The organism is Pseudonocardia sp. 2-7 (assembly GCF_056341085.1).
Genome location: NZ_CP094507.1, coordinates 1,133,250 through 1,156,282 on the forward strand (window position 1 = coordinate 1,133,250; position 23,033 = coordinate 1,156,282).

Annotated in this window: 19 protein-coding genes; 11 read left to right on the forward strand and 8 right to left on the reverse strand. The window is 74.1% G+C overall.

Annotated features, from left to right (window positions below; genetic code table 11):
• Positions 1–55 precede the first annotated feature (55 nt).
• Positions 56–1,084 (forward strand): LacI family DNA-binding transcriptional regulator, encoded by a 1,029-nt coding sequence (locus tag MTO91_RS05790; RefSeq protein WP_476653977.1) that lies wholly within the window; start codon positions 56–58, stop codon positions 1,082–1,084.
• Here MTO91_RS05790 and MTO91_RS05795 read toward each other — a convergent pair.
• Positions 1,077–3,131: a copper-translocating P-type ATPase gene (locus MTO91_RS05795; RefSeq protein WP_476653978.1), complete on the reverse strand. Its 2,055-nt coding sequence runs from the start codon at positions 3,129–3,131 to the stop codon at positions 1,077–1,079. The two genes, MTO91_RS05790 and MTO91_RS05795, sit on opposite strands and share 8 nt — an antisense overlap.
• Before the next feature lie 127 nt (positions 3,132–3,258).
• Here MTO91_RS05795 and MTO91_RS05800 point away from each other — a divergent pair, with 127 nt between their 5' ends.
• The 3 genes from MTO91_RS05800 (at position 3,259) to MTO91_RS05810 (ending at position 4,353) form a co-directional block, all read left to right on the forward strand.
• The gene (locus MTO91_RS05800) at positions 3,259–3,477 is read left to right on the forward strand and encodes a hypothetical protein (RefSeq protein WP_179760915.1); all 219 of its coding nucleotides are present in this window, start codon (positions 3,259–3,261) and stop codon (positions 3,475–3,477) included.
• A gap of 17 nt (positions 3,478–3,494) precedes the next feature.
• Positions 3,495–3,869: a cupin domain-containing protein gene (locus tag MTO91_RS05805; RefSeq protein WP_062400727.1), complete on the forward strand. Its 375-nt coding sequence runs from the start codon at positions 3,495–3,497 to the stop codon at positions 3,867–3,869.
• A 61-nt stretch (positions 3,870–3,930) separates the two neighbouring features.
• Complete coding sequence (locus MTO91_RS05810) at positions 3,931–4,353, forward strand: META domain-containing protein (protein WP_476653979.1); 423 nt, start codon at positions 3,931–3,933, stop codon at positions 4,351–4,353.
• Positions 4,354–4,477: 124 nt separating this feature from the next.
• Here the strand turns inward: MTO91_RS05810 and MTO91_RS05815 are convergent, their stop codons facing one another.
• The gene (locus MTO91_RS05815) at positions 4,478–5,254 is read right to left on the reverse strand and encodes an alpha/beta hydrolase (protein ID WP_073576200.1); all 777 of its coding nucleotides are present in this window, start codon (positions 5,252–5,254) and stop codon (positions 4,478–4,480) included.
• A 51-nt stretch (positions 5,255–5,305) separates the two neighbouring features.
• On the opposite strand from MTO91_RS05815, the gene MTO91_RS05820 reads away from it, so the two are divergent.
• Entirely contained in the window at positions 5,306–6,517 is a 1,212-nt protein-coding gene (locus tag MTO91_RS05820; protein ID WP_476653980.1) for a macrolide family glycosyltransferase, read from the forward strand.
• A 127-nt stretch (positions 6,518–6,644) separates the two neighbouring features.
• Positions 6,645–8,162 (forward strand): alpha/beta hydrolase, encoded by a 1,518-nt coding sequence (locus MTO91_RS05825; protein ID WP_476653981.1) that lies wholly within the window; start codon positions 6,645–6,647, stop codon positions 8,160–8,162.
• 7 nt (positions 8,163–8,169) lie between these two features.
• On the opposite strand, the gene MTO91_RS05830 is transcribed toward MTO91_RS05825, so the two are convergent.
• Positions 8,170–9,192 carry a YdcF family protein gene (locus MTO91_RS05830; RefSeq protein ID WP_346106937.1) on the reverse strand — a complete coding sequence of 341 codons (1,023 nt, stop codon included), beginning with the start codon at positions 9,190–9,192 and terminating at the stop codon, positions 8,170–8,172.
• Positions 9,193–9,339: 147 nt separating this feature from the next.
• Here MTO91_RS05830 and MTO91_RS05835 point away from each other — a divergent pair, with 147 nt between their 5' ends.
• Positions 9,340–10,764 carry a ferredoxin reductase family protein gene (locus MTO91_RS05835; RefSeq protein ID WP_405418977.1) on the forward strand — a complete coding sequence of 475 codons (1,425 nt, stop codon included), beginning with the start codon at positions 9,340–9,342 and terminating at the stop codon, positions 10,762–10,764.
• A 774-nt stretch (positions 10,765–11,538) separates the two neighbouring features.
• On the opposite strand, the gene boxB is transcribed toward MTO91_RS05835, so the two are convergent.
• The 4 genes from boxB to MTO91_RS05855 all read right to left on the reverse strand — a co-directional run bounded on the left by boxB (position 11,539) and on the right by MTO91_RS05855 (position 16,974).
• Positions 11,539–12,951, reverse strand: coding sequence for a benzoyl-CoA 2,3-epoxidase subunit BoxB (gene boxB, locus MTO91_RS05840; protein WP_251785535.1), 1,413 nt, complete (start codon positions 12,949–12,951; stop codon positions 11,539–11,541).
• A gap of 3 nt (positions 12,952–12,954) precedes the next feature.
• Positions 12,955–14,667 (reverse strand): 2,3-epoxybenzoyl-CoA dihydrolase, encoded by a 1,713-nt coding sequence (gene boxC / locus MTO91_RS05845; RefSeq protein WP_476653982.1) that lies wholly within the window; start codon positions 14,665–14,667, stop codon positions 12,955–12,957.
• Between the two features lie 99 nt (positions 14,668–14,766).
• Complete coding sequence (locus MTO91_RS05850; RefSeq protein ID WP_405418972.1) at positions 14,767–15,210, reverse strand: GNAT family N-acetyltransferase; 444 nt, start codon at positions 15,208–15,210, stop codon at positions 14,767–14,769.
• Positions 15,211–15,306: 96 nt separating this feature from the next.
• On the reverse strand, positions 15,307–16,974 hold the full coding sequence (locus tag MTO91_RS05855; RefSeq protein ID WP_476653983.1) for a benzoate-CoA ligase family protein: 1,668 nt from the start codon (positions 16,972–16,974) through the stop codon (positions 15,307–15,309).
• 127 nt (positions 16,975–17,101) lie between these two features.
• On the opposite strand from MTO91_RS05855, the gene MTO91_RS05860 reads away from it, so the two are divergent.
• The gene (locus MTO91_RS05860; RefSeq protein ID WP_476653984.1) at positions 17,102–17,905 is read left to right on the forward strand and encodes a PIG-L family deacetylase; all 804 of its coding nucleotides are present in this window, start codon (positions 17,102–17,104) and stop codon (positions 17,903–17,905) included.
• Here MTO91_RS05860 and MTO91_RS05865 read toward each other — a convergent pair.
• On the reverse strand, positions 17,898–19,016 hold the full coding sequence (locus tag MTO91_RS05865; RefSeq protein ID WP_253066812.1) for an acyltransferase family protein: 1,119 nt from the start codon (positions 19,014–19,016) through the stop codon (positions 17,898–17,900). The two genes, MTO91_RS05860 and MTO91_RS05865, sit on opposite strands and share 8 nt — an antisense overlap.
• A 240-nt stretch (positions 19,017–19,256) precedes the next feature.
• Here MTO91_RS05865 and ctaD point away from each other — a divergent pair, with 240 nt between their 5' ends.
• Genes ctaD through MTO91_RS05880 form a run of 3 tightly spaced genes read left to right on the forward strand, consistent with a single transcriptional unit; the run spans position 19,257 to position 23,033 of the window.
• Positions 19,257–21,011, forward strand: a complete 1,755-nt coding sequence (gene ctaD / locus MTO91_RS05870) for an aa3-type cytochrome oxidase subunit I (RefSeq protein WP_073576297.1) — start codon at positions 19,257–19,259, stop codon at positions 21,009–21,011.
• A gap of 46 nt (positions 21,012–21,057) precedes the next feature.
• Positions 21,058–22,281 (forward strand): phosphoserine phosphatase SerB, encoded by a 1,224-nt coding sequence (gene serB / locus MTO91_RS05875; RefSeq protein WP_476653985.1) that lies wholly within the window; start codon positions 21,058–21,060, stop codon positions 22,279–22,281.
• A complete protein-coding gene (locus MTO91_RS05880; RefSeq protein ID WP_476653986.1) occupies positions 22,278–23,033 on the forward strand; it encodes a peptidyl-tRNA hydrolase in 756 nt (251 codons plus the stop codon). Before serB ends, MTO91_RS05880 begins: the two co-directional genes overlap by 4 nt.

The window sequence follows — 23,033 nt, forward strand, 5'->3', positions numbered from 1 at the left end:
GCAGAGTGTTTCATCCGGTTGCAACCGCTGTCGAGGCGCGGGCACGATGACCCCCGTGACGGACGAGCCGGTGCACGAGGTCGTACGCCGGGCGGGTGTCCGGCGGGTCGCCGAGCTCGCCGGGGTCTCCCCGGCGACGGTGTCGCGCGCCCTGCGCGAGGGCACCCCCGTCTCGCACGACACCCGCGAACGCGTCCGCCGGGCGGCGGCCTCCCTCGGCTACTCCGTCCCCGTCCGGCCGCTGACGGTCGCCGTGCTCGCCCGCTTCCCGACCCGCTGGTTCTTCGCCGAGGCCGTCGCCGGGGTGGAGGGCGTGCTGTCCGCGGCCGGGCACGTCACCCAGCTCCACAACCTCGGTGACCCGGACGCGCGGGCGCACTTCTTCGCGACGCTGCCGGTGCGCGGGCGCGCCGACGGGCTGATCGTCGTCGCCTCGGCGATCGACACCACCGAGGCCGCGGCGCTGGACGCGCTGGAGATCCCGGTCGTCGTGCTCGGCGGGGACATGCCGGGACGGCCGCGGATCGGCATCGACGACCGCGCCGGAGCCCGCACCGCCGTCCGGCACCTGCTCGGACTCGGGCACCGCGGCGTCGCGCTGGTGTCGTTCGACCCCGACGAGGCCAACGGCCGCGCCACGACCACCGACCGGCGCGACGGCTGGGCCGACGCGCACGCCGAGGCCGGGCGGCCCCGCGGCCCGGTCGTCGCCACCGGGGCCGGGGTGGCCGACGGCGACGCCGCGGCCGCCCAGCTGCTCTCCCTCCCGGTGATGCCGACCGCGGTGTTCGCGATGTCCGACGAACTCGCCGTCGGTGTGCTGCGCACCCTGCGCCGTGCCGGCGTGGCGGTGCCGGGCCAGGTGTCGGTGGTCGGGTTCGACGACCACGACTCGGCCGCCGTCGCCGAGCTCACCACGGTCGCCCAGCCGGTCCGCCGCCAGGGCGAGCTCGCCGCCCGGGCGCTGCTCGCCGCGCTGGGCGGCAGTGTCTCTGGCGATGTCCCCGGCGGCGTCCCCGGTGATGTCGAGGTCCCGACCCGGCTGGTGGTCCGGGCGACGACGGCGCCACCCCGGGTCAGCTGACGAGCCGGTCCGGGCGCAGCTCCACCCGGCGCAGCAGCTGCGCGTTGAGCGCGACGACGACCGTGGACAGGCTCATCAGCAGGGCGCCGACCGCGGGCGGGAGCACGAACCCGACCGGGGCGAGCACCCCGGCCGCGAGCGGCACCGAGACCAGGTTGTAGCCGGCCGCCCACCACAGGTTCTGCAGCATCTTCCGGTACCCGGCACGGGACAGCGCGATCACCGACAGCACCCCGCGCGGGTCGGACGAGGCCAGGACCACCCCGGCCGAGGCGACCGCGACGTCGGTGCCGGCCCCGATCGCGATCCCGACGTCGGCCCGGGCCAGCGCCGGGGCGTCGTTCACGCCGTCGCCGACCATCGCGACGACCGCGCCGCGGTCCTGGAGCCGGGCCACCGCCTCGTCCTTGCCCTCGGGCAGCACCTCGGCGACGACCTCGTCGACGCCCAGGTCGCGGGCGACCGCCTCGGCCACTGGGCGCGCGTCACCGGTGAGCATCACGACCCGTACGCCGCGGGCGTGCAGGGCGTCCACCGCGGCCCGGGACTCCGGGCGGACCGCGTCGGCGAGGGCGAGCGCGCCCACCACCTCGCCGGGGTCCGCACCGGCCACCACGTACAGCACGGTGGCGCCGTCGTCGCTCCACCGGTGCACGTCGCCGGTCAGCTCGGCGGGCACGTCGAGACCACGCCCGCGCAGCAGCGCCGGACCCCCGACGGCGACCGGCCGCCCGTCGACGGTGGCGGACACCCCGCGTCCGGTGTGCGAGCGGAACCCGTGTGCGGCCGGGACGGCCCGCCCGTCCGCCGCGGCGACGACGGCGCGGGCCAGCGGGTGCTCGCTGTCGGCCTCGACGGCGGCGGCCAGGGCCAGGGTGTCCGCAGCGCCCGCGGTCCCGACGACCCGCGGGCTGCCGGTGGTGAGCGTGCCGGTCTTGTCGAACAGCACGGTGTCGACGGTGCGGGTGCGCTCCAGCGCGAGCCGGTCCGTGACCAGCACCCCGGAGCGTGCCGCGCGGGCCGTGGAGATCGCGATGACCAGCGGGATCGCCAGCCCGAGCGCGTGCGGGCAGGCGATCACGAGCACGGTGACGGTGCGGGTGACCGCCTGCGCGGTGTCGCCGAGCAGCGTCCATGCGGCGAAGGTCGCCACCCCGGCACCCGCGGCGAACCAGAACAGCAGCGCCGCCGCGCGGTCGGCGAGTGCCTGGGCCCGGGAGCGTGAGCCCTGCGCGTTCTCCACCAGGCGGCGGATGCCCGACAGCGCCGTGTCCTCGCCGACGGCGTCGACCCGGACCCGCAGCGCCGAGTCGGTGGCGACGGTGCCCGCCACCACCCGGTCGCCGGTGCCGCGCGGGACCGGCCGGGACTCGCCGGTGATCATCGACTCGTCCACCTCGGCGGCACCGTCGACGACCGTGCCGTCGGCGGGCACCCGGGCGCCCGACCGGACCAGCACGACGTCGCCGACGGTCAGGTCGGCCGGTGCGACCGTGCCGACCGTGCCGTCGGCGCCGACCCGCTCGGCGGTGTCGGGCAGCAGCGCGGCCAGCGCGTCGAGGGCCCCGGACGCCTGCCCGAGCGCACGCATCTCGAGCCAGTGCCCGAGCAGCATGATCACGACCAGCAGCGCCAGCTCCCACCAGAAGTCCAGCCCGCCGACGCCGAGCGAGCTCAGCATGCTCGCCACCCACGCGACGCCCACGGCCATGCCGATGAGCAGCATCATCCCGGGCCGGCGCGCCCGGATCTCGGCGACGGCGCCGGACAGGAACGGCCACCCCGGCCAGAAGAGGATCACGGTGCCGAGCACCGGGGGGATCCACGCCGACCACGCCGGGGGCGAGTACCCGAGCAGCATCCCGGTCATCGCGCTGAACCCGACGACGGGGACGGCGAGCACCAGCGCGACGACGAACCGGTCCCGGAACACCGCCGCGTGGCCCGCGTGCCCGTGTCCGGCGTGGCCGCCGTGGGTCCCGGGGGCGCCGCCGGGGTGCGTCCCGTGCTCCCGCGGGGCGGAGGCCGCCCGTGGCTCGTCGTGCATCGTCTACCTCCCGGCGTCGTGGACGCCCGCTGCAGCGCATATACCCCCCCCAGGGTATTCCCGGTGGACGGACCGCGCGGGGTACCGTCGTGGTCGTCCCGCGGGGACACCGCGGGAGGTGGTCGGCGTGGTCCGGGTCGAGGGGCACTGGCGCAACCGCAGCTGGGTCGCCGCGCACCACCGGCACCCGATGCGGCCCGGTGCCGACCAGACGGTGCTCGTCCTGCCGCCCGCCCGGTCGGTGTGCATCGACCTGTCCGCGCACGGCGGACCGTTCCCCGCCGAGCCGGTGGACGGGCGCCCCGCACCGGCGCTGCCCGCACCCCGGCCGCCCGCCGCGCGCTGAGGCGGCAGGATGGTGCCGTGCCGAAGCTGATCGAGAACGCCAGCCGGGTCACCGCCGCCGGGACCCCGCCGAAGACCATCGACGAGTACGTCGGGCGGGTGAACTCCGGCGACGGCCGGGTCTCGGTCGCCCACATGCGCAGCCCGTCGGGCTGGGCCGAGCCCGGCCAGACCCCGGAGTTCGACGAGTACACCCTGGTCCTGCGCGGCGCACTGCGGGTCGAGTTCGACGGCGGGGAGCTCGACGTCGCCGCCGGGCAGGCCGTGCACACCGCGCCGGGGGAGTGGGTGCGCTACAGCTCACCCGGCCCGGACGGCGCGGAGTACGTGGCCGTCTGCCTGCCCGCCTTCGAGATCGGTGCCGCGCACCGTGACGACGAGCCCGGGAGCTGATCCGCCCGGTGGTGCCGCACCACGGGAGCGGTCGGGGGCCCCGATCCGGTACACCTGGGACGTGACGATCCGGACGGTTGCCCTCGCCGCCCTCGCCGCGCTCCTGCTGGCCGGATGCGGCACCGGCGGCACCACGGCCGCCGGTGCGGGCACCACCGGCCCGCACGCGGCCACGGCCGCCGACCTCACCGGTGTCCGCTGGCTGCCCGCCGACGGCACCGCGCAGGGCCGGGCGTTCGCCGAGTTCGCCCCGGACGGCACCTGGACCGGCTCGGACGGCTGCACCGGCCAGAGCGGTGAGTGGACCCTCGGCGACGGCGGTGCCCTGCGGGCGACGGCGGGCCTCAGCACGATGATCGGCTGCGAGAACGTGCCCGTCGCGCGCTGGGTCTCCGACGCCGTCCACGTCGAGACCGAGGGCGACGCCCTGCTCCTGCACCCCGCGACGGGCGAGCCCGTGCGCCTGGTGCGCGCACCCAGCTGACACCGAGGAGCACGTTCCCGCCCCGCGGAGGGCGCGAACGTGCTCCTCGACGCGGGTGCCGGTCGTCGAGCGTCGCGGAACCGTGCCGCCGACCACGGGAGCGCAGCGCCCGGTCCGGGACGGGTCAGCGGGGCAGCGGCAGCCAGTCCAGGACGTCGCGGATCCGGGCGTCCCAGTAGCCCCACTCGTGCTCGCCGGGGCCGAACGCGGTGCTCACGGACACCCCGGCGGCCCGGGCCAGCTCGGCGAAGCGCACCGACTGCGGGTGCAGCGGGTCCTCGGTGCCGGCGCACACGTACAGCGCGGGCGCCGCGGCCGGGTCGAGCCGGGCGAGCAGGGTGGACAGGTCCGCCTCGGTGCCGGCCACCGGGGCGCCGTCGAGGATCCGTTCCCAGATCCGGGGGTCCTCCTCGCGGGGCGGGCCCGCGGCCAGCGCGGCGAGGTCGAGCGCCCCGGACAGCGACGCCGCGGCGGCGAACCGGCCGGGCTCGGCCAGCGCCCAGGACAGCGCGCCGTAGCCGCCCATCGACAGTCCCGCCACGAACGTCTCCGCCGGGTCGGCCGACACTCGGAAGAACCGCGCCACCAGCGCCGGGAGCTCCTCGGTCACCCACGTGCGGTAGCGGCCGCCGTAGGCCTGGTCGGTGTAGAAGCTGCGGTGCACCTGCGGCATGACGACGGCGAGCCCCAGCTCGTCGGCGTACCGCTCGACGGCGGTGTAGCGGGTCCAGGCGGTGTCGTCGTCGGACAGGCCGTGCAGCAGGTAGAGCACCGGTGGCGGGGCGTCGAGGTCGCGCACCCCGGCGCCGATGCGGGTCCGCGACGGCTGGGGCAGCAGCACCGTGACCGAGGTGGCCAGTCCGAGGGAGTCGGCGACGACGTCGCAGCGCAGCCGGGCCATTCCGGTGATCCTCGTCGGCGCGCGACCGGCCGGTCAAGGCACACTCGGGTCGTGCACGTCCTCATGTCGACCACCGCCGCGCACGGCCACGTCCACCCGAACCTGCCGGTGATGGCCGAGCTGGTCGCCCGCGGCCACCGCGTCACCTACCCGGTCCCGGAGCGGTTCGCCGAGGCCGTCGCCGCGACCGGGGCGACGCCGCTGCGGATCCGCACCGACCTGCCCGACCCGGCGAAGGGCGAGCAGTGGCCCGACGGCGGGATCGAGGCCATGCGGCTGTTCTCCGCCGAGGCCCGCTCCGCCTACGACCAGATCGCCGACGCGCTGCAGTACGAGCACCCCGACGTCGTCTGCTACGACGGCAGCGGCTGGGCCGGGCACGCGTTCTCCCGGGTCCGGGGCATCCCGCGGGTGGAGCTGTCCCCGCACATGGTGGCCTGGGACGGCTTCGAGACCGACATGGCCGAGGCCTTCGCGTTCCTGGAGACCCCCGAGGGGCTCGCCTGGCGCGCCGAGCTGGACGCCTGGCTCGACGAGGTCGGCGCCGGTGTCGGGAGCCGGGAGTTCCTCGGCCGCCCCGACCGCTCGGTGGCGCTGATCCCCGAGGCGATGCAGCCCGAGCTCGACCGGGTCGACCGCGACCGCTACACGTTCGTCGGCCCGGTCATCGGCGACCGCTCGCACCAGGGGCTGTGGCCCAAGCCGACGGCCCCGCTGCTGCTGGTGTCGCTCGGCTCGGCCTACACCGACCGGCCGCGGTTCTGGCGGGCCTGCATCGACGCCATGACCGGCACCGGCTGGCAGACCGTGCTCGCCACCGGCCCGCACGTCACCCCGGCCGACCTCGGCGAGGTCCCCGACGACGTCACCGTCCGGGAGTGGGTGCCGCAGCTGGCGGTGCTGGCGCACGCGTCGGCGTTCGTCACCCACGCCGGGATGGGCGGCTGTACCGAGGGGCTGTGGCACGGCGTCCCGATGGTCGCGGTCCCGCAGGCGGTGGACCAGTTCGGCAACGCCGACCGGATCGCCGCGCTCGGCGTCGGCGAGCACCTGCCCGCCGACGCGGTGACCCCGGAGACGCTGCGCGAGGCGGTGCTGCGGGTGTCCTCGTCGGAGGAGGTCGCGCGCCGCTGCGCCGAGGAGAAGGCGACCGCCCGCGGGGCCGGCGGGGCCGCGGCCGCCGCGGACGTCGTCGAGGGGCTCGTCCCGTCCGCACGGTGCGCGACCTGCGCGCTCGTCGGGGGTTGTGGCGGTCGCGGCTGAGACGTCCGTTTCACGTTGATCCGTTCGGGCTACCGTCGGGCGCGGCGATTGTGGACGCAGCGTCGCCGGTGGCACGGTCGGCCTCTCGGTCGGGGGGCGGGCGCGTGCGTCCGGAGAGGTGGAGCCGGTGCGCAGGACGATCATCACGCTGCTCGTCGCCGTGGGGGTGACGCTCGGGACGGCCGGTCCGGCCCTGGCCGCGCCCGCCCCGTCCGCGCCGCCGCCGGGACAGGGCATCACGTGGGGTCCGTGCACGAGCCCGTCGCTGCAGCAGGCCAAGGCCGAGTGCGGTTTCCTGAAGGTCCCGCTGGACCACGCGGAGCCCGCCGGCAAGAAGATCGAGATCGCGGTCTCGCGCGTCCGGCACACCGTCCCGCAGGCGCAGTACCAGGGCGTCGTGCTGGTCAACCCCGGCGGTCCGGGCGGCCCCGGGCTGGGCCTGTCCCGGCTCGGCTCCGCCGTCCCGAAGAACGCCGGCGCCGCCTACGACTGGATCGGCTTCGACCCGCGCGGCGTCGGCACCAGCCGGCCCGCGCTCAGCTGCGACCCCGACTACGGCGGCTACGCGCGTCCGGACTACCGGCCGGAGAACGGCGCCGAGAAGGCGTGGCTGCCGCGGGCCAAGGCCTACGCCCGGGCCTGCGGGAAGGCCGGCGGCGAGCTGCTCGCGCACCTGCGCACCGAGGACACCGTCCGTGACATGGACCTGATCCGCCAGGCGCTCGGCGCGAAGCAGATCAACTACTACGGCTTCTCCTACGGCACGATGCTCGGCCAGGTCTACGCCACGATGTTCCCGGACAAGGTCCGCCGGATGGTCCTCGACGGCGTCGTCGACCCCCGTGACTGGTGGTACCGCGCCAACCTGAACCAGGACGTCGCGTTCCAGCGCAACATCGAGACCTTCTTCGACTGGGTCGCCAAGAACGACGCCACCTACCACCTCGGTAACACCGGCGACGCCGTCGAGAAGCGCTTCTACGACCTCGCCGCGGAGTTCCGGAAGGCCCCGCTCGGCGGGAGGATCGGGTCCTCGGAGTGGACCGACATCTTCCTGCGCGCCGGCTACAACGTGGGGGAGTACACCTCCGTCGCCGACGCGTTCGTCGCCGGCACGAAGAAGGACGCGGCGAAGCTCAAGGCCGCCTACGACCAGGCGGGCTCGCCCACCGACGACAACAACTACGCCGTCTACCTCGCCACCCAGTGCACCGACGCCCCGTTCCCGCACGACTGGGCCACCTGGAAGCGCGACAACACCGCCACCGACCGGAAGGCGCCGTTCGAGACCTGGGGCAACGCCTGGTACAACGCGCCGTGCCGGGACTGGCCGGTGAAGCCCGGGCCCGCACCGAAGGTCGCCGGGACGCTGCGGACCGGCCCGCTGCTGATCTCCGAGACCTACGACGGCGCCACCCCCTACGAGGGCGCACTCCAGGCCCGGCGGACCTTCCCCGGCTCGTCGCTGGTCGAGGGCGTCGGCGGGCACACCCACTCGTCGTCGCTGTCGGGGATCGCGTGCACCGACGACACGGTCGCCGACTACCTGCTCACCGGCGCGCTGCCGAAGCGCACCGGTGGGGACCGGTCGGACCGGCAGTGCCCGCCGCTGCCGCCGCCGTCCCCGGCGGCCGCGGGCGGGTGAGCCGGGCTCAGCCCGCGACGAGCAGGATCACCAGCGGCAGCGGGACGGCGACCAGGGCCAGCAGTACCGCGTTCGCCGTCCGGTACTCGCGCAGCACCGCGACGAACTCGCGCAGCACCGCGCTGGGCCAGTAGTAGCCGGCGGTCGGGGCCCCCACGGCCTGGGCGTCGACGCCGACCCGGCGCGCCAGCAGCGCCGCCCGGAACGCGTGGTAGTTGCTGGTCACGACGAGCCCCGGGCCCTCGCCGACCAGCGCCGCGCTGAACCGCAGGTTCTCCTCCGTGGTGCGCGACGCCGTCTCCGCGGTCACCGTCGCCGGGTCCGCGCCGTGCGCCACCGCCCAGCGGGCCATCGCCTCGCCCTCGGGGAGACGCTCGTCGTCGCCCTTGCCGCCGGAGAGCACCAGCCGCCGGGCCCCGCGCCGCGCCAGCTCGTCCATGCCGGTCGCGATCCGCGACGCCAGCAGCGGCGGCACCTCGCTGCCGTGCAGCCCGGAGCCCAGCACGAGGACCCACTCCGCGGGCCGGTCGCGGACCAGCCACCGGTACAGCCGGGCGTAGCCGAGGAAGGCCGCGAACTGGAACGCCAGGAACCCCACGCCGAGCAGGCAGGCCAGCCACAGCACCCGCAGCCACAGCGAGTCCAGTGCCAGCACCGGCCAGACCGCGACGAGCAGACCGATGATCGCCAGCCCGGTGAGCAGCGACAGCGAGTTGCCGAGCGAGGGACGCTCGCGGCGCAGCATCACCGCGCCGTTGAGGATGCAGAACACCGCGAACAGCACCGTCAGCAGCGGTGACAGGACCACGAGCAGCACGAGTGCGCCGAACACCGGGTTCCCGCCCGTGCCGGCGAGAGAGACCACCCAGCCGACGGACAGCGCGGCGGCCAGGACCCAGTAGGCGTTGCCCAGCCGCCGCGGGTCGCGCCGGACCCGGCGCACGGCGAACACCGTGACCAGCACCGCCGGCACGACGGAGAGCACGGACAGGACGACGGTCAGCAGCAACGCGAGCACCTGGTCGGACATCGTCGGACGATCCTCGTCGCCGGGTCCGGCCGGGGTCGGTCCGCGCGCCCGCGGCCACCCGACCGTGGCGACCGGCGGTCGTCCGGACGCGCCGGGCCGGGGTCCCCGGGACCGCCCCGTGACCCGGTCGGGGAGGATGGCGGCACTGTGTCGTCCCTCTTCGCCCCCACCGTGCGCGTGCCCGGTGGCCGCTTCAAGCCGGACCCACCGGTCCCCGCGCGCGACGTCGCCCGCGCCGACCGCCGGGTCCGCCGTGCCACGGGCGTCCTCGCCGCGCTCGCGGTCCTGCTCGTGCTCGCCTGGTGGGTCGACGGCGGGGGCGCGACCGGGCTGCTGGGGGGCGGCACCGGGGCCGTCGCCGAGACCGGACGGCTCTGCGGGCTGCTGGCGTCGCTGCTGCTGCTCGGGCAGGTGCTGCTCGCCGCCCGGATCCCACTGCTGGAGCACGCGTTCGGCCAGCGGCATCTCATCGCACTGCACCGCGGTACCGGGATCGCCTCGTTCGCCGGGATGCTGGCGCACGTCGGCTGCGCGAGCTGGGCGCACGGCCCCGCCGGTGCGGGCCGCGTCCCCGCCGGGTTCTGGCAGCTGACGTGGACCCGGCCCGGGATGGTCGCGGCCTCGCTCGGCACCGTCCTGGTGGTGCTCGTCGTCGTGACCAGCGCGCGGTGGATCCGCACCCGGCTGCGCTACGAGTGGTGGCACCTGCTGCACCTGTGGGGCTACGCCGGGGTGTTCCTCGCGCTGCCGCACCAGCTGTGGGCGGGGCGGGAATTCACCACCTCGCCGTCGCGGACGGTGTTCTGGTGGGGGCTGTGGTCCGCCGCGGTGCTCGCCGTCGTGGTCTGGCGGGTCGCGGTCCCGGTGCTCCGGTCGCGCCGCCACCGGATCACCGTCGCCGCGGTGCTGCCCGAGGGCGACGGCAGCGTGTCGGTGCACATGACCGGCGACCGGCTGCGCGAGCTCGGCGCCTCGGCCGGGCAGTTCTTCGTCTGGCGGTTCCGGTCCGGGCGTGGCTGGCCCGCGGGCAACCCGTACTCGCTGTCGGCACCGCCGACGGCCCGCTCGCTGCGGATCACCGTCAAGCAGCTCGGCGACGGCAGCGCCGCCGTCCCGAACCTGCGGCAGGGCACCCGGGTCTACATCGAGGGCCCCTACGGCAGGCTCACCCCGCGCACCCGGACCAGCCCGCGGGTCGCGCTGATCGGCGCGGGCGTCGGGATGACCCCGTTGCGGGCGCTGGCGGAGAAGTTCCTCAACGAGTCCGCCGACGTCGTGGTGGTGCACCGCTTCACCCGCGAGCCGCTGTTCGCGCGGGAGTTCACCCGCCTCGCCCGGGAGCGGAACCTGCACGTGGTGGCCTCGCCGGGGCGTCGCCGGGGGACGGGGTCGTGGTGGGGCGCCGACGCGGGCCGGGCCGACGACCTCGCCGCGCTGCGGGCCCGGATCCCGGACATCGCGGTGCGCGAGGTGTACGTGTGCGGGCCCGGCCGGTGGACCGCGATGGTCCGGCGCACCGTGCTCGACGCCGGGGTGCCGGAGCGGCGCGTGCACGTCGAGAACTTCGGCTGACGACGCGTCGGGAGCCCGGGTCGGGAGGCCCGCAGGGCGCGCGGTGTGCGTCCGGTCGGACGGGTCAGGGCGCCAGGCGCTGCAGCAGGGCCATGACCTCGCCGAGGGTCGTCTCGACCACCCGCAGGCGCTGCCCCTCCTCGCCGCCGGGCGCCGCGGGGGGCGCCCGCCGCACCGGGCCGACGCCGGGGCAGCGCGACCGGGGCGCCGGTGCCCGGGGTGCCCGGAGCGTTCGATCCCGTGTCCGGTGAACCCGTACCCGCGACCTCGGGGAACGCGGCCTCCGGGAACGCGGCCTCCGGGGACGCGGCCTCCGGGGACGCGGCGGCCGGGGACGGAGGGATCGGGGACGCAGGGGCCGGGTCGTACCGTCGTCCCAGCTCGTCGAGGCGTTGCAGGGTCGCCTGCAGGGTGGCCTCCGCGCTGTCCGCCCGGACGGTCTCCCGGCGGCCCTGTTCCACGAGGCGGGCGACCCAGCTCGCCCAGGCGTCGACCTCGGCCCGCCGGTAGCCCCACGGGGCTGTGCCGAACACCGGGGGCGACGCGTCGTCGGCGGCGTCGCGGCCGAACCGGGCGGCCACACCCGCGCCGCCGACCCGGTCGTCGGCCCGGTCGGCGGTGTCGCCGTCGCGTTGTGTGCCCGCCGCACCCCGTCCTGTGATCACGGGGTCAGTCAACGGGCCCGATCCGGGGGCGCGCGAGCGCGACGGGCGGCGAACGGTCACCCGTTCGGCGAACGGTGACCACTCTCGGTGAACGGTCCGCTGTGGACGATCAGGCGAGGTGGACGTACTCGTACTCGAAGGGCTTGCCGTTGATCCCGTTCGACGGCGGCGCGATCCAGCCCGCGATCCTCCCGGGCTCGTAGACCGGGCGCATCAGGTTCTGCACGAACGTCCGGTCCGCCTCCGACGGCAGCCAGTCGTCCTGGCGGGACGCCCACACGTCGGCGGAGATCAGGTCGCCCTTCGGGGTGAGCTCGTGGGAGGAGAACAGCCCGACCTGCCGGTTGAACCCGACGTGCGGGAGGTAGACGCGGTCGTCGAACCCGTTCTTCTCCAGGATGCGGTTCCAGCGCTTCAGCCCGGACTGGCAGTCCTTCACGTACTCGTTGCGCAGGTCCAGGTTCAGCGCCAGCAGGGCCGGGACCTCGTCGGTGACGACGCCGCCGTCGCGGACCTGCTCCATGCCGTAGCCGTCCTCGGTCAGCACGTGGTCGTCGCGACGCCGCTCCTCCTGCCAGCGGCCCTTGAGCCCGGCGGTGAAGTAGTTCGCCGCGTTCGTCGACTGCTCGGAGCCGAACAGGTCGAGGCTGACCGAGTAGTGGAAGTTGATGTACTTCTGGATCACGTCCAGCGGGATGCCGCCGTGCGGGGCGATGTCGGCGGTGTCGTGGGAGCGCATCAGCTCGCAGGTCCGCTGGATCACCCGGTCGATACCGGTGGTGCCCACGAACATGTGGTGGGCCTCCTCCTTCAACATGAACTCGCAGGTGCGCGAGAGCGGGTCGAAGGCGGACTCCTTCAACGTGCCGAGCTGGTACTTGCCGTCCCGGTCGGTGAAGTAGGTGAACATGAAGAACGACAGCCAGTCCGGGGTCTCCTCGTTGAACGCGCCGAGGATGCGAGGGCTGTCGAGGTCGCCGGAGTTGCGCTGTAGCAGCGCCTCGGCCTCCTCGCGGCCGTTGCGGCCGAAGTAGGCGTGCAGCAGGTACACCATCGCCCAGAGGTGGCGGCCCTCCTCGACGTTGACCTGGAAGAGGTTGCGCAGGTCGTAGAGGCTGGGGGCGGTCTCGCCGAGGCGGCGCTGCTGCTCCACCGAGGCCGGCTCGGTGTCGCCCTGGATGACGATCAGGCGCTGCAGGTCGGCGCGGTACTCGCCGGGCACCTGCTGCCAGACCGGCTCGCCGCGGTTCTCGCCGAAGGCGATCCGGCGGTCGTCGGAGCGCTCGGCCAGGAACACGCCCCAGCGGTACTCCTCCATCGCGACGTGGCCGAACTGCGCCCAGCCCTCCTTGCCGACGTCGACGGCGGTGCGCAGGTAGACGTCCTGGGTCGGGACGGCCGGGCCCATCGTCTTCCACCAGGTGAGGAAGTTGGGCTGCCAGGACTCCAGGGCGCGCTGCAGCTTGCGGTCCCCGGCGAGGTCGACGTTGTTGGGGATCTTCTCGGAGTAGTCGATGCTCATGGCTCACACCCGCTTGCGGTCGAAGTCGGCCCTGCGGCCCGTCCCGTACTTGCGCAGTGCGCCCTCCGGCCCGGAGGCGTTCGGGCGCACGAAGATCCAGTTCTGCCAGGCGGTGAGCCGGCCGAAGATGCGGCTCTCCATCGTCTCCGGCCCGACGAACCGGTGGTTGGCCTCCATCCCGGTCAGCGCGTCCGGCGAGAGCGAGGCCCGCTCCTCGAGCATGATGCGGACCTCGTCGTCCCAGTCGATGTCGTCCGGGGCGTCGGTGACCAGGCCCAGCTCCAGCGCCTCGCCCGCGGTGAGGCGGCGCCCCACCTCCTTGCGGAGCGTGGCGACGTGGTCGTCGTCGCCGTGGAAGCGGCTCGCGAGCCGGGACGGCCCGTTGGGCATCGGGAAGGTGCCGAAGTTCGACGCCGTGAGCATGATCTGGGCCTCGTCGCCCTGCTCGTCGCCCTCGATCGTGCCGTCGAGCATGTACTGGCGGTCACACGCCAGGGCCAGCTCCAGCAGCGCACCGGCGAAGCAGGAGCCCGGCTCGACCAGCGCGATCAGGCTGCGGCTGGTGACGTCCAGGCGCTTGAGCGTGCGCTTGAAATAGTGCCGGATCTCGTTGACCAGCCAGTCGTCGCCCGAGTGCTGCTCGATGACGCGCTCGAAGGCCAGCGCGTCCTCGACGTCGCCCCGGGTGCGGATCACCCAGGTGCCCAGCTCGGGTTCGTTGCTGCGCAGCCGCAGGATCAGGTCGTCGAGCTGGCGGGTCATGGCCAGCGGCCAGAAGTCCGCGCCGAGGGCGTGCACGCGCTCGATGCTCTCCGGGACGCCGCCCCCGGGCCCGTCGACGGTGATCTCCACCAGGCCGCGGTCACGGTCGAACTCCGCGCGCACGTGCGGGTAGGTGATGCCGTCGGCGGTCTCGGTGCGCTCCAGCGGGGGCAGCTCGATCCCGTCGTCCGCGGGCAGCCGCGTCGACGCCGCCGCGGCCTCGACGGCCCGCTCGGCCACCGTCTCGTCCCAGCGGCGCTTGGGGATCACCTCGTCGACGAGCTTCCACTCGACGGCCTGCCTCCCGCCGAAGCCCTCGGACCTCGTGGCGAACACGTCGGCGCGGTCCTTGCGGACGCGGCGCTTGTCGGTGACGCGGGTGAGGCCGCCGGTGCCGGGCAGCACGCCGAGCAGCGGGACCTCGGGCAGCGCGACGGTGGAGGAGTTGTCGTCGATCAGCAGGATCCGCTCGCAGGCCAGCGCCATCTCGTAGCCGCCGCCGGCGGCCGTGCCGTTGACGGCGGCGATCCAGGTCTGGCCGGAGTACGCGGTCGCGTCCTCGATGCCGTTGCGGGTCTCGTTGGTGAACTTGCAGAAGTTCACCTTCCACGGGTGCGAGGACCCGGCGAGCATCCGGATGTTCGCGCCCGCGCAGAAGTTGCGGTCCTTGGCGCTGGTCAGCACGACGGCCCTGACCCGAGGATGGGTGAACCGCAGCCGCTGGGTGATGTCGTAGAGCTCGATGTCGACGCCGAGGTCGTAGGAGTTCATCTTCAGCTCGTAGCCGGGGACGAGGCCGCCCGCCTCGTCGACGTCGAGCTTCACGTACGCGACCGTGGGGTCGTCCGGGTCGAGCGCGAGCTGCCAGTGCCGGTAGCCCGACGGGTCGCGGTCGAAGTCCACCCGCGGGACGTCTCCGTCGTCCGGGTCGACGGACGGGTCTGCACTGCTCATGGACTCCGCTCCTCCACGCGTCGTTGCGGCCATCAAAGACTACAACCAGATGACGTGACGACGGAAGAGTGTGGAGTATCGGGTGTGGCCCCGGCCGGCTCAGCCCTGGTTCTGCACCAGCGCGGCCGGGACCCGCTTGCGCAGCTCGCCGACGTCGTTGCGGGCGAAGCCGCGCGCGGTGAGCCAGGCGGTCACCGGCTCGGGGTCGGGGTGGCCGTGCGGCACGACGTTGTACAGGTAGTTCAGCCGCCGCCGGCCCGCCTCGGCCTCCAACCGCTCCAGCACGAACGAGCCGACGCCGGAGTGCCGGGCCGCGGGGGCGACGAGGACCAGGATCTCGGCGTCACCCCAGCTGCCGTCGAGCCGGCCGTAGGCGACGGTCGTGCCGTCGGCGTCCTCGACGCGCCACCACTCGTCGCCGAGCGGGTCGCCGTCGCCGGGACGGCCGAGGCCGAACAGCGCGGGGTCGAGACCGTCGAGCACCCGGCCCTTCCGGTCGTCCCAGGTCGCGGGGGTCTCCGGGATCCAGTCCCACGTGTCCACGCCGGCCTCCTCGCCGTCGGTGTGTCCGCCGAGTGAACCCCGGCGGAGCGGCCCGGGTCGAGCGAACGTCCTACATCGAGACACTCCGGACGGTTCTCAGACCACCGTCTCCGGGTCGCCGGGGTGCCCCGTGGCCCCCGGCAGCGCGGCGGCGTGCGCGCGCAGCCGGTAGCGCTGGATCTTCCCGGTGGGGGTCTTGGGCAGCTCGTCGACGGTGACCACGGCGCGCGGCCGCTTGAACGAGGCCAGCCCCTCACGGCAGAACGCGACCAGCTCGGCCTCCGACGGCGCCGCCGCCGGGTCGCGGGGCACGACGAACGCGACCGGCTTGTCCAGTCCGTCGTCGTCCGGGATCCCGACGACGACCGCCTCCGCGAGACCCGGGTGCTCCAGCAGGCGGGTCTCGACCTCGCCGGGGGAGACCCAGATGCCCCCGACCTTGAGGACGTCGTCGGCCCGGCCCAGACAGGTCCACGACCCGTCCTCACCGCGGACGTACTGGTCGCCGGTGCGCATCCAGCGGCCCTGGAACACCGCGCGGTTGACCTCGGTGCGGCACCAGTAGCCGGTGCACACCGAGTCGCCCGCGACGTAGAGCATGCCCTGCTCGCCGGGGCCGTCGATGACGCTGCCGTCCGGCCGTCGCAGCTCCACCTCGTAGCCGGGGACCGGGAAGCCGGAGCTCCCCGGCACGACCTCGCCCGGCCGGTTGGAGATGAAGATGTGCAGTGCCTCGGTGGAGCCGATCCCGTCCAGGACCTCGAAGCCGTAGCGGTCGAGGACGCCGTGGAACATCCGCGCGGGCAGCGCCTCGCCCGCCGACGCGCCGCGGCGCACGGTGGCGAACCGCTCGCGCGGCAGGTCGGCGGCGATCATCGGGCCCCAGAAGCTGGGGACGGCGAAGAACAGCGTCGCGCCGTGCTGCTCGGCGAGGCGGGAGTAGTGCTCGGGGTTCGGCCGGGACGGTTCGAGGACCGCGCAGGCGCCGACCGAGAGCGGGAAGAACATCGAGTTGCCGATGCCGTAGGCGAAGAACAGCTTCGCGACCGACAGGCAGACGTCGTCGCGGTGGATCCCGAGGACCTGGCGGCCGTAGGTGTCGGCGACGAACCGGATGTCGTCGTGGCGGTGCATGGCGCCCTTGGGCTTGCCGGTCGTGCCCGAGGTGTAGAGCCAGAGCGCCTGGGACTCCGCCCAGGTCGGGTGCGGCTCGGGCAGCGGGTCGGCGCCGTCGAGCAGGGCGTCCCAGGTCAGGGAGGTGACCCCGGCGACCAGCGGGTCGGCCCCGGTCAGTACGACGCGCTCCAGGTCGGGCGCCCCCGCGACGGCCTCGGTGAGGTGCGCGGCGAACGCCTCGCCGCCGATCACGGTGGTCGCCCGCGAGTCCCGGACGAGCACGGCGAGCTCGCGTCCGGTCAGCATCGTCGAGCACGGCACGGCGACCGCGCCCGCCCACAGGGTCGCGAGGATCGCGGTGAACAGCTCGACGTCGTCGGGCATCACGAGCAGCACGCGCTGCTCGGGCCGCACGCCGGCCCGGCGCAGGGCGCCGGCCACGAGCCGGACCCGGTCGGTCAGGGCGGCGTAGGTGAGCGAGCCGCCGGGGAACCGGACGGCGGTGCGGCCGCCGTCCCCGGCCCCGACCCGGGCGGCGGTGAGGTGCGCGGCGGCGTTGAACGCCTCCGGCGCCTGCTGCGCGCTGCGGGGGACGGGCACGGCGGTGCGGGCGGGATCGACGTTGTCGACGCTGACGACATCGGCCATGGTGGACGGCTCCTGTGCCGGTTCGGGGACCTGTGATGCTACACACATCGGACGGCGCGTCAACGGTGTGTAGATCGACGACGGCCCGGTGCGGGGCGGCCGGGACCGGCTCCTAGGCTCACCGTCCGTGGGGACCCTCGTCAGCTTCCATGCCCATCCCGACGACGAGTCGATCGGCACCGCGGGCACACTCGCCAAGGCCGCCGCGCTCGGCCACCGCGTCGTCCTCGTCTTCGCCACCCGTGGCGAGCTGGGGGAGCCGGTACCCGGCGTCCTGGCCGAGGGGGAGCAGCTGCCGGTCCGCCGCTCCGCGGAGTGCCACGCCTCGGCCCGCACCCTCGGCGTCGCCCGCGTGGAGTTCCTCGGCTACGTCGACTCCGGGATGATGGGCGAGCCCAGCAACGACGCCCCCTACTGCTTCTGGCAGGCCCCGGTGGAGCACGCGGCCAAGAGGCTCGCGCTGATCCTCGAGGAGGAGGAGGCCGACGTCCTCACCACCTACGACGACAACGGCGGCTACGGCCACCCCGACCACATCCAGGTGCACCGGGTGGGCGCCCGCGCGGGCGAGCTCGCCGGGGTGCCGGTCGTCGCACAGAACACCACCAACCGGGACTGGCTGCTGCGCGGGATGAAGGGGCTGCGCGCCGACGGCGGCGCCGAATTCTCCCTCGACATCCCCGACGACCCGTCGTTCGGCAAGCCCGAGTCCGAGATCACCCACCGGGTCGAGGCCGTCGAGTACGCCGAGACCAAGCGGGCCTCGATGCGGGCGCACGCCAGCCAGATGGGCCCCGACCACTTCATGCTGACGATGCCGGACCCGGTGTTCGCGATGGGGCTGGGCACCGAGTTCTACATCGTCGACGCGCAGCCCAACCCGGCCACCGCGCCCGAGATCTGGACCGAGGTCTTCGAGCCGCTCAGGTGACGCCCGCGCGCCGGTCCCACGCCCGCATCAGCGCGGCGTGGGCCGGGCGTTCCACCAGCCGGGTCAGCACCCAGCCGAGCAGCACCGCCGTCGCCAGCATCGCCGCGGACTGCAGCAGCGGCCCGGCGCCGAGGTCCTGCAGCCGGCGCATCAGCACGTAGCCGACGGTCTGGTGCACCAGGTAGACGCCGTAGGAGATGCCGGCGAGCCTGCGCGCCGCCGTCGCCAGCGGGGCGGGCATCCGCGAGCCCGGCCGGGGCAGCCGGGCCACCACGGCGACGAGCGCGATCCCGGCGCAGACCAGCGCGGCGGCGACCGCGTCGAGGTGGTCGAGGTCGATCCGCACGACGCCGTCGGGCCCCGGCTCGAGGCCGTGCACGAACTGGGCCAGGCCGCACACCGCGAGCAGGGCGATCGCGTGCGGGGTGCGCATCCGCCGGGTCGACCACAGCCACACCGCGATCCCGGCCACGAACAGGTGCAACCGGTGGAACCCCAGCCCGTCGACGACGGTCCGGTACCACCACGGCGGGTCGGCGACGTCGCCCGGCCGCGCCCGCAGCGGCCACAGCAGCAGCGGGACGACCACCATCGCCCACAGCAGCACCCGCAGCCGCGGCCCGTACCCCCAGCGCGTCACGCTCAGCACCGCGGCGGCGGTGAACGCCATCAGCTGCAGCGGCAACGTCCAGAACGCCGGGTCGAGCCACGGGTAGCGCTCGGTGTCCCAGTTCCCCAGCATCAGCCAGTTGACGACCATCTCCCGTGCCGGCGGCGACGCCCAGTCCAGCGGGGACACGAAGCGCAGGGCCACCCAGGCCAGCGGCACCGCGACGACGAACGCCGGCAGCAGCCGCGCGACCCGCCCCCACCAGTAGCGCCCGGGGGAGTGGCGGCCGAGCGTCGCGCAGGCGAAGTAGGCCGAGACGACCAGCAGCAGGCTCGCCCCGACCTGGTGGTCGAAGGAGACGCTGCGCGGCGCCAGCTCCGGGTGGAGCACCGGGCCGAGGTGCGTGGCGTGGTAGAGCACGACCAGCAGCACGAAGGTGCTGCGCAGTACGTCCCAGCCGGGCTCCCGGCGACGGGTCCCCGGCGGGGGTGTCGGAACCACCACATCTCCACCGTCGCACACCGCCGGCGACCTGTTGATCCGGGTGAAGGGCGCCCTGAGTGCGCGGTCGGGGGCTGTCGGTTCTACTCTCCGTAGAGCACAATCGGCGCGCGCCGTGCGACGGGCCGGGACCCACGGAGTGGATCTCCCGGACCGGACGGGCGCCGCTCGCCGGTCGGGAAGTAGAGTCTGCCCGTCCGCGAGGACGTGCTCAGGTCAGGCAAGTGCATGGAGGCCCAGGTGACAGCCGTCGAGCCCAAGCCGATCTCGACGCGCCCGTATCCGGCGCGGCGTGAGGGCAAGGGATCCACGTTCCTCAAGATGTTGAGGACGACGGACCCGAAGGACATCGCGATCCTCTATCTGACGACGTCGTTCGGCTTCTTCGCCGTCGGCGGGGTCATGGCGCTGCTGATCCGCGCCGAGCTCGCGCGGCCGGAGCTCCAGTTCCTGTCGACCGAGCAGTACAATCAGCTGTTCACCATGCACGGCACGATCATGCTGCTGCTGTTCGCGACGCCGATCGTCTTCGGTTTCGCGAACTACATCGTGCCGCTGCAGATCGGTGCCCCCGACGTCGCGTTCCCGCGGCTCAACTCGTTCTCGTACTGGCTGTACCTGTTCGGCGGCCTCATCGTCGTCTCCGGCTTCCTGACCCCCGGTGGTGCCGCCGACTTCGGCTGGTTCGCCTACACCCCGCTGTCGGACGCGGTGCGTTCGCCGGGGCCGGGCGGTGACCTCTGGATCATGGGGCTGGTCGTCTCCGGCCTGGGCACGATCCTGGGTGGCGTCAACTTCGTGACGACCATCGTCTGCATGCGCGCGCCCGGCATGACGATGTTCCGGATGCCGATCTTCACCTGGAACATCTTCATCACCGCGCTGCTGATCCTGATCGCGTTCCCGATCCTGACCGCCGCGCTGCTCGCGCTGGCCGCGGACCGCCACCTCGGCGCCCAGATCTTCAACCCCGCCAACGGTGGCGTGGTGCTCTGGCAGCACCTGTTCTGGTTCTTCGGCCACCCCGAGGTCTACATCGTGGCGCTGCCGTTCTTCGGCATCGTGTCCGAGATCTTCCCGGTGTTCGCCCGCAAGCCGATCTTCGGCTACAAGGGCCTGGTCTTCGCGACCATCGCCATCGCGGCGCTGTCGGTCGCGGTGTGGGCGCACCACATGTACGCCACCGGCGCGATCATGCTCTCGTTCTTCGCCTTCACCACGTTCCTCATCGCCATCCCGACGGGCGTCAAGTTCGTCAACTGGATCGGCACCCTGTGGAAGGGCAAGATCACCTACGAGACGCCGATGCTGTTCTCGGTCGGCTTCCTCGTCACGTTCCTCTTCGGCGGCCTGACCGGCATCCTGCTCGCGATGCCGCCGGTGGACTTCCACGTGTCGGACACCTACTTCGTCGTCGCGCACTTCCACTACGTGCTTTACGGCACGATCGTGTTCGCGACCTTCGGCGGGATCTACTTCTGGTTCCCGAAGATGACCGGCCGCTTCCTCGACGAGAAGCTCGGCAAGATCCACTTCTGGCTGACCTTCCTCGGGTTCCACCTGACCTTCCTGGTGCAGCACTGGCTGGGCAACGAGGGCTACCCGCGTCGCTACGCGGACTACCTGCCCTCGGACGGCTTCACCACGCTGAACACGATCTCCTCGATCGGCGCGTTCATCCTCGGTGCCTCGACGCTGCCGTTCTTCTACAACGTGTTCAAGAGCTACCGGTTCGGCCGGGTCTGCACCGTCGACGACCCGTGGGGCTTCGGCAACTCGCTGGAGTGGGCCACCTCGTCCCCGCCGCCGCGGCACAACTTCACCGAGCTGCCCCGGATCCGCTCCGAGCGCCCGGCGTTCGACCTGCACTACCCGCACCTGGTCGAGAAGGCGCGCGCCGAGGCGCACGTCGGCAACCGGGCGCACCCGACCGAGGTCCTCGCGCAGCAGGTCGGCAAGGAGTCCATGCCGGACGACGACCCCAAGTCGACCTGAGGTGTCGGCGGCTCACCCCGTCCCTCCTGGTCCGGCCCGGCCCACCGTGCTCGTCACGGTGACCGGGCCGGACCGGCCCGGTGTCAGCTCCGTGCTGTTCACCGCGCTCACCACGGCCGGCGTCGAGCTGCTCGACCTGGAACAGGTCGTGGTGAACGGCCGGCTCACCCTGGGCGCGCTCGTCGTGCCGGCAGGGGATCCGGAGGACCTGCAGGAGACGGTGGGCGCGGCGATGGACTCCATCGCCATGACCGTGCACATCGAGATCCAGCGTGACGGCCGTCAGGCCGCCCGGACGCCGTCGACGCACGTCGTCACGGTCCTGGGCAGGCCGATCACGGCCCGCGCGTTCGGCGCGATCGCCGCGGAACTCGCCGCGGTCGGCGCCAACATCGACTCCATCCGCCGGGTCGCCGACTACCCGGTGACGGGGCTGGAGCTGCTCGTCTCCCCGGTCCCCGAGGGCGACGCCGACGACTACCCGCCCGGCACGCTGCGCAGGCGGCTGGTCCGGGTGGCCCGGCAGGCGGGCGTCGACGTCGCGGTGACACGGGCCGGGCTGGCCCGGCGCAGCAAGCGGCTCATCGTGTTCGACGTCGACTCCACCCTGATCCAGGGCGAGGTCATCGAGATGCTGGCCGCCCGCGCCGGGGCCGACGTCGAGGCCGAGGTCCGGCGGGTCACCGAGGAGGCCATGGCGGGCCGGCTCGACTTCACCGAGTCGCTGACCCGCCGCGTCGCCGCGCTGGAGGGGCTGCCCGCCTCCGTCGTCGACGAGGTGGCCGCCGGGATCGAGCTGACCCCCGGCGCCCGCACCACGATCCGCACGCTGCGCAGGCTCGGCTACCGCTGCGGCGTCGTCTCGGGTGGGTTCACCCAGGTCATCGCCGGTCTCGCCCGCGAGCTCAAGCTGGACTTCGTGGCCGCGAACGAGCTGGAGATCTCCGGGGGGACGCTGACCGGGCGGGTCGTCGGCGAGGTCGTCGACCGGGCCGGGAAGGCTGTCGCGCTGCGCCGGTTCGCCGAGTCCCACGACATCCCGCTCGACCAGACCGTCGCGGTCGGCGACGGCGCGAACGACATCGACATGCTCTCCACCGCCGGGCTCGGGGTGGCGTTCAACGCCAAGCAGGCGCTGCGCGAGATCGCCGACACCTCGGTGTCGGTGCCCTACCTCGACGTCGTGCTGTTCGTCCTGGGCATCACCCGCACCGAGGTCGAGGCCGCCGACGCCGCCGAGGGTGTGCTCCGCCGGGTCCCGCTGGCGTGACCGGTCCCGCACCGATCCTGGATCTGCTCGCGGGCCGCTACGGGTCCGGGGCGCGGGAGCGCGACATCGCGCCGGAGGCCGACGGCGTCGTCCGGGCTATGCCGGTCGTGCTGCGGATGGAGCGCGACCCGCTCCCCGGACGCACCGCGCTGCTGGAGGCCGCCGCGACGGCCGCGGTCGCCGTCTGCACCGACCCGCGGGCCCAGCCCGGCGGCGAGTGGTCCGACGCCGTCGCCCCCTGGGTGGACGGGCGCATCCGCAAGATCGCCCGCCGGGCGCGCGGCGCGCACTGGCGTGCGGTCCAGGAGCTGCCCGGCGTGACGGTGCGGATCGGCGACGCCGAGGCCCGCGCGCTGGTGCCCGGACCGGTCGACGAGGCACCGAAGGCGGTGTCGCGGCTGCAGATCGGGGGTACCGAGCTGCCGGTCGACGAGCCGGGCCCGCCCGATCCCGGTGCCCCGCTGGTGCTGCTGTCCCCGTACGCGGAGATGACGGTCGGCAAGGCCGCCGCGCAGGTCGGGCACGCCACGATGCTGCTCGGTGCGGCCCTCGGCTGGCCGGTCGGTGCGGCACCGGTGTGCGCGGTGCGGACCGCGGACCGGGCCGCCTGGGCCCGGCTGTGCCCGGCCGCCGACGACGGCACCGACGGCGTGGTCGGGGTGCGCGACGCGGGCTTCACCGAGGTCGATCCGGGGACCATGACCTGCCTCGCGGTGGCCCGGGCCGCGTTTGCCGGGACCGCCGGGCGGTGA